The 8,484-nt window shown below is 63.1% G+C and carries 5 protein-coding genes and 1 pseudogene; all 6 read right to left on the bottom strand.

Annotated features, from left to right (window positions below):
• On the bottom strand, positions 1–1,865 hold a 1,865-nt coding region (locus CGA21_RS28710), incomplete at its 3' end, for a calcium-binding protein (protein ID WP_317451704.1).
• 652 nt (positions 1,866–2,517) lie between these two features.
• Positions 2,518–2,904, bottom strand: coding sequence for a tyrosine-type recombinase/integrase (locus tag CGA21_RS30070; RefSeq protein WP_223194295.1), 387 nt, complete (start codon positions 2,902–2,904; stop codon positions 2,518–2,520).
• 12 nt (positions 2,905–2,916) lie between these two features.
• Positions 2,917–3,108, bottom strand: a pseudogene (locus CGA21_RS30540) (phage integrase central domain-containing protein); the annotation flags it as partial.
• Between the two features lie 349 nt (positions 3,109–3,457).
• Positions 3,458–3,676 (bottom strand): BPSL0761 family protein, encoded by a 219-nt coding sequence (locus tag CGA21_RS28700; RefSeq protein WP_188265597.1) that lies wholly within the window; start codon positions 3,674–3,676, stop codon positions 3,458–3,460.
• A gap of 207 nt (positions 3,677–3,883) precedes the next feature.
• Positions 3,884–5,272 (bottom strand): hypothetical protein, encoded by a 1,389-nt coding sequence (locus tag CGA21_RS28695; RefSeq protein WP_188265596.1) that lies wholly within the window; start codon positions 5,270–5,272, stop codon positions 3,884–3,886.
• 52 nt (positions 5,273–5,324) lie between these two features.
• Positions 5,325–8,483 carry a hypothetical protein gene (locus CGA21_RS28690; RefSeq protein ID WP_188265595.1) on the bottom strand — a complete coding sequence of 1,053 codons (3,159 nt, stop codon included), beginning with the start codon at positions 8,481–8,483 and terminating at the stop codon, positions 5,325–5,327.
• Between the last annotated feature and the right edge of the window lies 1 nt (position 8,484).

Below are 8,484 nucleotides of genomic sequence, written 5' to 3'. Positions count from 1 at the left end.
CCTTGCAGGTTGTCATTGCCATCCCCGCCGTCCAGCCGGTTGCTTGCGCTATTGCCAATCAGGGTGTTGGCCAGGGTGTTGCCGGTGCCATTGAGATTGGCACCGCCCAGCAGGGTCAGGCGTTCGACATTGTTGCCCAGGGTGTAGTCGATGCTCGCTTGTACCGTGTCATCGCCACTGTTGGCAGCCTCCACGACGACATCGCCGAGGTCGTCGACCAGGTAGGTGTCATTGCCCAGACCACCTTCCAGGCGGTCCGCACCGCTACCGCCATCGAGCAGGTCGTTGCCGCCATTGCCGAACAGCGTGTCATTGCCGCCCAGGCCTTGCAGCACGTCGTCGTCGGGGTTGCCGTTGATGACGTCGGCACCTGCGGTCGGGGTGGCTGGCGAGTAATAGAGATTGCTGAGGATGGCGTTGCTATCCCAGCGGCTGCCGTCGGCGAACTGAATACGGTCAACGGCATGGTCGGCATCGAGGAAATGCTGGCTGACGGTGAGGGTCTCGCCACTGGCGAGGACGGTCAGCACCAGGTCGTTGCCCACACGGGTCAAGCGGATCTGGCTGGCGTTGAGATTTGCGAGCCGGATGCTGTCGAGGTCAGCGGCCAGGCCGCTGCTGTTGTCGATGACGTCGTTGCCGTACCCCTGACCATAAAGGTAAGTGTCACTGCCCTGGCGCCCCGCCAGCCAGTCGTTGCCGGCTCCACCGTTGAGGGTGTTGCCGCCACTGTTGCCAGTCAGGCGGTTGTCGAGATCGTTGCCGGTGCCAGCCAGGTTGGCGGTACCCGTCAATTCGAGGTTTTCCAGGTTGGCGCCGAGGGTGTAGGCGATGGATGCGCGGACCGTATCGGTCCCCTCACCCGACGCCTCGCTGACGCTATCCCCAGTCTGGGCGATCAGATAGAGGTCATCGCCGGCACCACCGGCCATGCTGTCATTGCCTGCACCGCCATCGAGCACATCGTCGCCGTCGCCCCCGGACAGGCTGTCGGTACCGGCGCCGCCCAGCAGCGTGTCGTTACCCGCCCCCCCTTGCAGGTTGTCATTGCCATCCCCGCCGTCCAGCCGGTTGCTTGCGCTATTGCCAATCAGGGTGTTGGCCAGGGTGTTGCCGGTGCCATTGAGATTGGCACCGCCCAGCAGGGTCAGGCGTTCGACATTGCTGCCCAAGGTGTAGTCGATGCTCGCTTGTACCGTGTCATCGCCACTGTTGGCCGCCTCCACGACGACATCGCCGAGGTTGTCGACCAGGTAGGTGTCGTTGCCCAGACCACCTTCCAGGCGGTCCGCACCGCTACCGCCATCGAGCAGGTCGTTGCCGCCATTGCCGAACAGCGTGTCATTGCCGCCCAGGCCTTGCAGCACGTCGTCGTCGGGGTTGCCGTTGATGACGTCGGCACCTGCGGTCGGGGTGGCTGGCGGGTAATAGAGGTTGCTGAGGATGGCGCTGCTATCCCAGCGGCTGCCGTCGGCGAACTGAATACGGTCAACGGCATGGTCGGCATCGAGGAAATGCTGGCTGACGGTGAGGGTTTCACCGCTGGCGAGGACGGTCAGCACCAGGTCGTTGCCCACACGGCTCAAGCGAATCTGTCCAGCGTTTAGATTGACTAGCTGGATGCTGTCGAGGTCAGCGGCCAGACCACCACTGTTGTCGATCACATCGTTGCCGTAGCCGCCGCCATAACGATAATTATCGTTGCCGCGCCCACCATTCAACAGGTCGTTACCGGTTCCACCGTCCAGGGTGTCGTTCCCGTTGTTACCGTTCAGCGTGTCGTTGCCGCCCTGGCCGTTGAGGCTGTCGCTGAGCGAGGTTCCGGTCAAAATATTGGCGCCGCCATCACCATTTATAGTTGCCATTTCCGATACCCTGTATTTTCGGTGGGAGTTTGACGCTTAAGACTAGTGGGTCGCGTATTCTTGGCCTCATTCATTTGAACGAATGCTGGCCCTTTCATCGGAAATTGCCACTATGTCCTTGGTCCCCTACGAATCCACGGGTGCGCGACCGCAACCGGGCTCGGGCCGGTATGCCACCGGTGGTAGCCCGCCAGCCGGGTTGACGGGAGATAGAACGGCGAACTAATGCCCGCTGGACGAAAGCCAGCTGCTGGACCGGGTTTCCCCGCCAGGCGGGGTTGGCAAACCAGCGGGGCTATCCTGAATGGCTGATCGCCCCGAAATAGCGGCAGTTGGCCAAAGGCAGAAATCGGCCTGATGGCGCCGACGCCGAGTTGACCTGTTGAAATGTTTTTTGGAGTTCGCAATTAACCCGATAGGCTAAGGTTTCTGGCTACCTTTCCTGGACTACCGTGGCATATTTCGCCCAATCGTCCATGAGACACCGCCGCTTCTCGAAGAGATCTCCACGCCGATATGCAGCTTCGACCGCATTCTCTACTGTATGTGAAAGTGCATGCTCGCAAACCTCTCGAGGATAGTGGGTGACCTCACTCGCCCAATCCCGAAAAGTCGAGCGGAATCCATGAGTCGTGAGATCGTTACGCTTCATTCAACGCAACACCATCAACATCGCCATATTGCTTAGCGGCTTCCCTTTTCGAGCGCCAGGAAATAGATGATTGTTCCCTTCTACTCGAGGAAGATCGGTCAGTAGATCCAATGCTGCTTTCGACAGCGGAACGCGGTGCTCTTTCCTGGCTTTCATTCGCGACGCTGGAATGGTATATACCCCAGCTACGAGATCAACCTCCGCCCATGTGGACGAGAGCACTTCGCTGGTTCGGCAGGCAGTCAGTAGAGTGAAGCGCAGAGCTTTAGCGCTCAGATCTTGTGCTTTTTCAAGAGTCGCCACAAATGCGGGAAGTTCGCCCCATGGGAAGGCTGCGTGATGTTTCACAGCACGCACTTTTTGGCGGGGAGGCAAAAGCTTGTCCAAGTGCCCTCGCCATCGAGCGGGATTTTCGCCAGCGCGGAGATCCCGAGCCTTTGCTGCATCGAGGACCAATTCGATTCGGTTTCGCAATCGACTGGCGGTTTCGGGCTTTTCTGTCCAAATCGGCTTGAGGATTTTCAGCACATGCTCAATGCCTATTTCCTGCGGGGGAAGATCGCCTATGACCTTGAACGCATAAGTAGTCAGTATTTTTAGGTGGAGAACATCGCCCTTATCGCTGTGATCGGATAGGTGACTTCGCTGGACGCTTACGACTCTTTAAGAAGAGCTGAATCGCCAAAAGACAGCGGTCCCCTTCACTCGGGGCATAGCTTTCTTTTTCGCCGGACGTTGAGTTGCAGGTGAAGTGCTCATTAACACTTGCTCCCAATGATTTCCCATCCAATTGAACATGAGCTCTCCTCTCTAACCGGAACGGCCATTGAGCACCCGTGCAATTCCACAACGCAAAATGGCTGAGGAGATGGCGTCATGACTCTTTAGTTATCCATAGCTCAGGTTCAGCGGCTTTGACCGATGATGAGTGCCTATCCGGTTAATCAATACTGGAGCTCAGGAATGGCTCGGTCAGTCGGTCGACTCTTCGTTCTTCGAGCTGCCCAGCCCGCAGAATCTCATTTGAAGTTGGGTAGTGCCGTAACAGCTTACGGGCCTGACGCCGAAAAGACTCTGACATCGCGGAATCTTGCGCAATCTCGACCAGGAAGTCCCGCGTCTGGATCAGCGCTCGCGTGCGTTCACTTGGCATGGTCATGGTCTCCTCCTCTCACGAACCGTGTACGGTTTAACCGCGCTGAGCGCGATGGCTGCCGACGAAGCTTTTTTGCATCATCAACCACCTCAAAGCCTACACCGAAAACTAGATTGCACATCGACGCAATCGCCCACATTCACCCAGACTTATCGTGAATCAAGCCCTACTCTCCACTCCGGCGTCTCCCCAACCTGCGGTGTCGGCGCGCTAGAACACTAGGCCGGGGACCGGGTTCTGGACGAGCTCTCCGTACCGGACGTCTTGTCGATATCGGACGTGCGCAAGGAAGGCGGCATAGCTGGACGGATTGTGGATCGCCACGTCCTGATCCATCTCGTCGTAGCGAGAGATGATGTTACTGTCGTCCTGAAACGGGATCCCGAGTAAGGTGCCTGTTGGCAGCGAGACATACCACTCCGGCACGTCGCGATACTGGTCCGCCTGATTGTCCAGATAATGGCCCATCTCGTGGATGATCTGAGCGACGCGACATGCCACGCCCTTCGTTGGGTAAGCACGTGTGAACACGGTTCGACCGCCAAAGGATGTATACGCCGCGCAGTCGGGTTGCACCCGTCCGTCAGGCCCTAGAACCTCCATCTTCTTGCCATTCGCATCGAGAATGATTTTGTCAGTGGCGTCCCTTTTGTAGACGACACGCTCCGCCTGCTTGAGCTCCTCGTCTGTGGCAGAGGCATAGATGTCCGGTGCGTTGTGGAGCTTTTGCTCGATGGCCTGAAGTCGGGTGAGGATGAAATCAATCCGCACGAGATCTTCAGGGTCTAGCAAGCGAAAGTGAGTGACCAAGGCACTCTGCATTAATGGAGCGTCGAGATAGGGCAGTCCTAATGCGACAGCACCACGGTAGGCCACGACCTGCGGGATGACTGACCAGAGCCACTCGAACACCTTCGTCTTCGCTTGGCCCGCAAGGAGCAGCTCCACCACGCCTGTCCAGTTCCCGACAATCGGACGTTGGTCAACGACCGTGATCAAACCACCCGCTGAGGCCGGCCACTTCAGCTTGAGGTAATCACCGTCCTTGAACAGATACGCGTAGTCAGCGTACAGCCCCTGGCCGTTGAGGGCCGCATCGAATCCCCCGGCGAACTGCGCCGATAGACCGGGAACAAGATTCGTAAGTGGAGCCGCTGCGCTGCAGGTGTCAGACGCCCAGTCGTATTCGACGAACTCCCCCATGTAAAAGAAGTAGGTCTTGCCTTTGCGTCCGACCTTACCGTTCAAGGCGGCGTCGACACGGCTGAACGGTGGGCTGGGGATGTGCCACGCGTTTATGGAAGTGATGCCGCCACTGGGGCGCGGCGGCGGACTCGCCCACTCATAGCGAGCGTATTGCAGGTCCTTGAAGAAGTACGAGTACTTTGCGGATGTGGCAACGCCCGCTTCATGCGCCGACAAAGCCGCCTGCACCTGTATCGGCCCGAGGAATGGCAACGTCCACTCTTGTGCGATCGACCTGGCGCCGATCACCGCCTTGTCCTTCGCCCAGTCGAACACCACGTATTGGTCACCCAGGAAGAAGTAGGACAGGTTGCTTCCGGCCGGGCCGTTCAGTGCGCAGTCGATGTATCTCATGGAACTCTCCGTGTCACCTCGCGTCGCGAGGAAAGTTGCTCTTACCGCGACTTCAAGTCGCCTCGGCGGTCACCACATCTCCCTCGCGCCCCAGCGGATCAATGATCATCAGATGCAGGCGCAGCGGTAGAGGATGATCACCTGCAGGCGCGGGGCCGCCCTGCCACTGGAGGGGGGCACTGTCCAGTTCGACATCCGGCTCCGCGGGCCCGATTGCCTGATCGCCCCACTGCTGCCAGATGCGCAGCCGGTATGGCGCGATGGCCCGTGACAGGGCCGCCGGGGTCGCGCTCGCAGTCAGGCTGGCATACGTCACGCCCGCACCGGCGTCGACGACAACTGCGGCCGGCGCTTCGATAGGTGGCACCGGCAGCGTCGGGACATGCATCGCGCTCGCGGGCGCCGAGACGCCGCTGTAGGGGCGCGGCATGTCTTGCCGCTGCGAGTCGATGACGGGCTGCACCGCGCCCGCAGGCGCAATCTCGACAATGCCCGGCGCGAGGCGGCGCTCGCTCGGCATGCGCACCTCCGCCCAGTACGTATGGCTCACGAAAGGCGGCAAGGGCGTCGGGTCCTCCACCTCGGCGACGAACGCCACTGTGTCGCCGTCGCGCTCGAGCCGCAGGGCGCCGCGCGCGATCTCCCGCGCGTAGACCGGGTCGGGTACCTCGGCGCTGGCGCTTCGCAGGCGGAACTCCGGCGCTGCGGCGGTGGCATCGGGCGGGTTGTCGAAAAGCCCAGGCTCGTTGGCCTGCAACTCGACCAGGTCCAGGCCAAGAGCCTGCACGCGCACGGTGGCCTTGCCGTGTCGTGCATCGACCTGCACCGACACACGCGGTGGCGGCGGCGCTCGGTCACCCGGCACGGCCAGCGGCACGACGCCGCAGCGCTCGAACTCCGCTTCGCGGCCCTGACCCGAGACCGGAACAATGCGCAGGAACTGCACGCTTGCCAATGACCGAGGAAGGCGCTCGTCCAGGGTCACCACTCCGTCTACGGTTTCCAGCGGCGGCTCGGTAAGCAGGCGGAATCGCTCGCGGCCGCCGAGCGCTCCGACGCGATCGCGCTGGCCGCCAGTGAGTGCAATGGCGGCGCGCGTCGGCCCGGTGACCTCCAAGCTCTGCGCATCGGCGATGTAGGCGCGATAGCGCGTGCCCGCCTCGCCCGGCCACCTGAGCTTCACCTCCACCTCTGGCGTCGGCCCCGGTCGGCTCGTCCACAAGAGGCCCAGGCCTGTGGGGACCACCGCCGGGCGCCGACGGTCCACATAGGAGACCGTCAGCGTGACCTCGTCGGACGCCTGGCCTGCGCTGTCCACGAAGCTAAATGCGAGCAAGGCGCTCCCCGTCTTGCCGACGGTGAGCTCGGGCAACGGGATGGGCTGTACGAGCACGCGCGTCTCATCCGCAGCGACGGGCACGATGGCTAGGGGCGGCAGCGGCACCCCGTCAATGCTTCCTTCCAGGCGCGCGATGTGCAGCGAACCCGCGGCAAGGTCGGCCACCGATGGCACCTGCACGCGCACCTCGATGCGACCGGGCGATGCAGGCGGCCCGCCCATACCTTCGGGACCATTGAGCACGAGCCGCGTTTGTGGCGCGGGCTTGGGTGGCCGCGGCCGCGGCGGCGCAGGCACATCAAACTCCGCGGTTGCACCGAAGCGCCCGAAGAAGTCGGCCAGCGCCGCCCGGTAGCGCACAGGCGGCGCGCTGTCGGCAATGGGCGCGTCGGCGATCAGGCCGCGACGTTCGAAGAGGCCCGCCATCGCCACGCGCCCTGGACCCCGCGGCTTGGGCTGCGTCGTGCCCAGCAGCAGCGCCACCGCGCGCTTGTCAGGGTTGGCGGGCGGCGCCAGATCGATGGCCTGGTGACGCGTCACCCACCCGCCGCCTTCACGTCGCCCGAGCGCCGCCAGCGCGCCCAACGGCGGCGCTGAGAACACGAACTCCTGGCGAAAGGTGGTCGAGGGCTGGCCGTGTCCTTCGAGCCAGCTGGCCTCGCCCAGGCTTGGCGCCGACAGGCTCGGCGGATCGGCCGGCGGCACGGCGCCCGCCACGGCAAGAAGTCCACGCGCGTCCATCGCGGCCGGAAGCACGAACTCCGCAGCCGCGAGAGCGTCCATGTAGCGTTTGCCGATACCCTGCAGCATGCGCCCGGCGCCCACGCGCTCGGAAAACACGCTCTCGATACGCTCCAGTGCCGGGTGACGCGGGCCGAGCGCGGTGGCAAGATCGCGGCCGTCGCGCGCCAGCGATGCGGGCCGCAAGACAAAAAGGCCCAGTGCCACGTAGGCCAGCGGCTGACTGCCGTCGCTGTGTTCGCGCAACGTGCCGACGAGCCCCAGGCTGCGTCCGATGCCGGGGTCCTGCGCCTTCAGCAACAGGTCGTCTGAAATGCCCACGTCCACAATCTGGCGGCGCGCAAGCTCGGGGGTCTTCGGGATGTCGCGCTTCAGGCGCTGCGCGCGCGGCACGGTCTCGATGTCGCCCACCATCGTCTTGCATTCCTGGATGATGGCAGCCAGGTGAGCGGACACGCGGGCAACATCGTCAGCAGGCGTCAGCGCATCAAGAGGACCGTCGGGACGATCGGGAGCCTGCAAGCGCCGCGCCGCGCCCTCCTCCACGCGCCTGAGAGCCTCGGCCTCGCCGAGTCCTCGCGCATACCACGGCCATTCGCCTTCGATGGGCAGACTCAGCAGCGCCACCGGCTCCTGGCCGATGAGCGGCTCGATCACGCGCTGACCGTCAACGCGCCAGGTACGCAGGCCCAGCACGCGGCCGCGGCCGATGATGCGAACACGCTCCACCTGCGGGCCGCCGACGATGAACGGCGCGCGGCTACGCGTGGCGAGCACCCGATGGCCCACGCGGCCGATCAGCTCAACGCGGCCCTCAAAGCCGTCGACCAAGAGCTCGACCGCGACGTCCACGACATCGCTCTCGGGCTGTGGTCGCGCGATGTCAGCGATGAGCACGCCGCCTGCAGCCTCCAGCGAGGGCTCGGGCAGCACCCTGCCGCCTCGGTCGCGCCACAGCACCTCCGGTTCGGCAAGATCTGGCGTTACGCGCCAAATGCCAAATGGCGCGACCGGAAAGCCCAGCAAGGGCGAAGGCAGCAGGCGCAGGTGCACGCCGTCGGGGAGGTCGGCATCGGCACGCGCGGCCAGCGCCACCTGTGCGAAGAGGCTGGGTGGTGCGAACAGGCTCATG

Origin of the sequence: Pseudomonas sp. PSB11 (assembly GCF_014596605.1) — a bacterium.
GTDB lineage: Bacteria > Pseudomonadota > Gammaproteobacteria > Pseudomonadales > Pseudomonadaceae > Aquipseudomonas > Aquipseudomonas umsongensis.
The sequence above is the reverse complement of the archived record's forward strand: the minus strand, read 5'-3'. Positions and strand labels throughout refer to the sequence as shown.

Excerpts from the sequence above, each read along its gene's own strand:
- CGA21_RS28700 (WP_188265597.1), bottom strand. The coding sequence starts at position 3,676 with ATGACCATGCCAAGTGAACGCACGCGAGCGCTGATCCAGACGCGGGAC.
- CGA21_RS28695 (WP_188265596.1), bottom strand. The coding sequence starts at position 5,272 with ATGAGATACATCGACTGCGCACTGAACGGCCCGGCCGGAAGCAACCTG.
- CGA21_RS28690 (WP_188265595.1), bottom strand. The coding sequence starts at position 8,483 with ATGAGCCTGTTCGCACCACCCAGCCTCTTCGCACAGGTGGCGCTGGCC.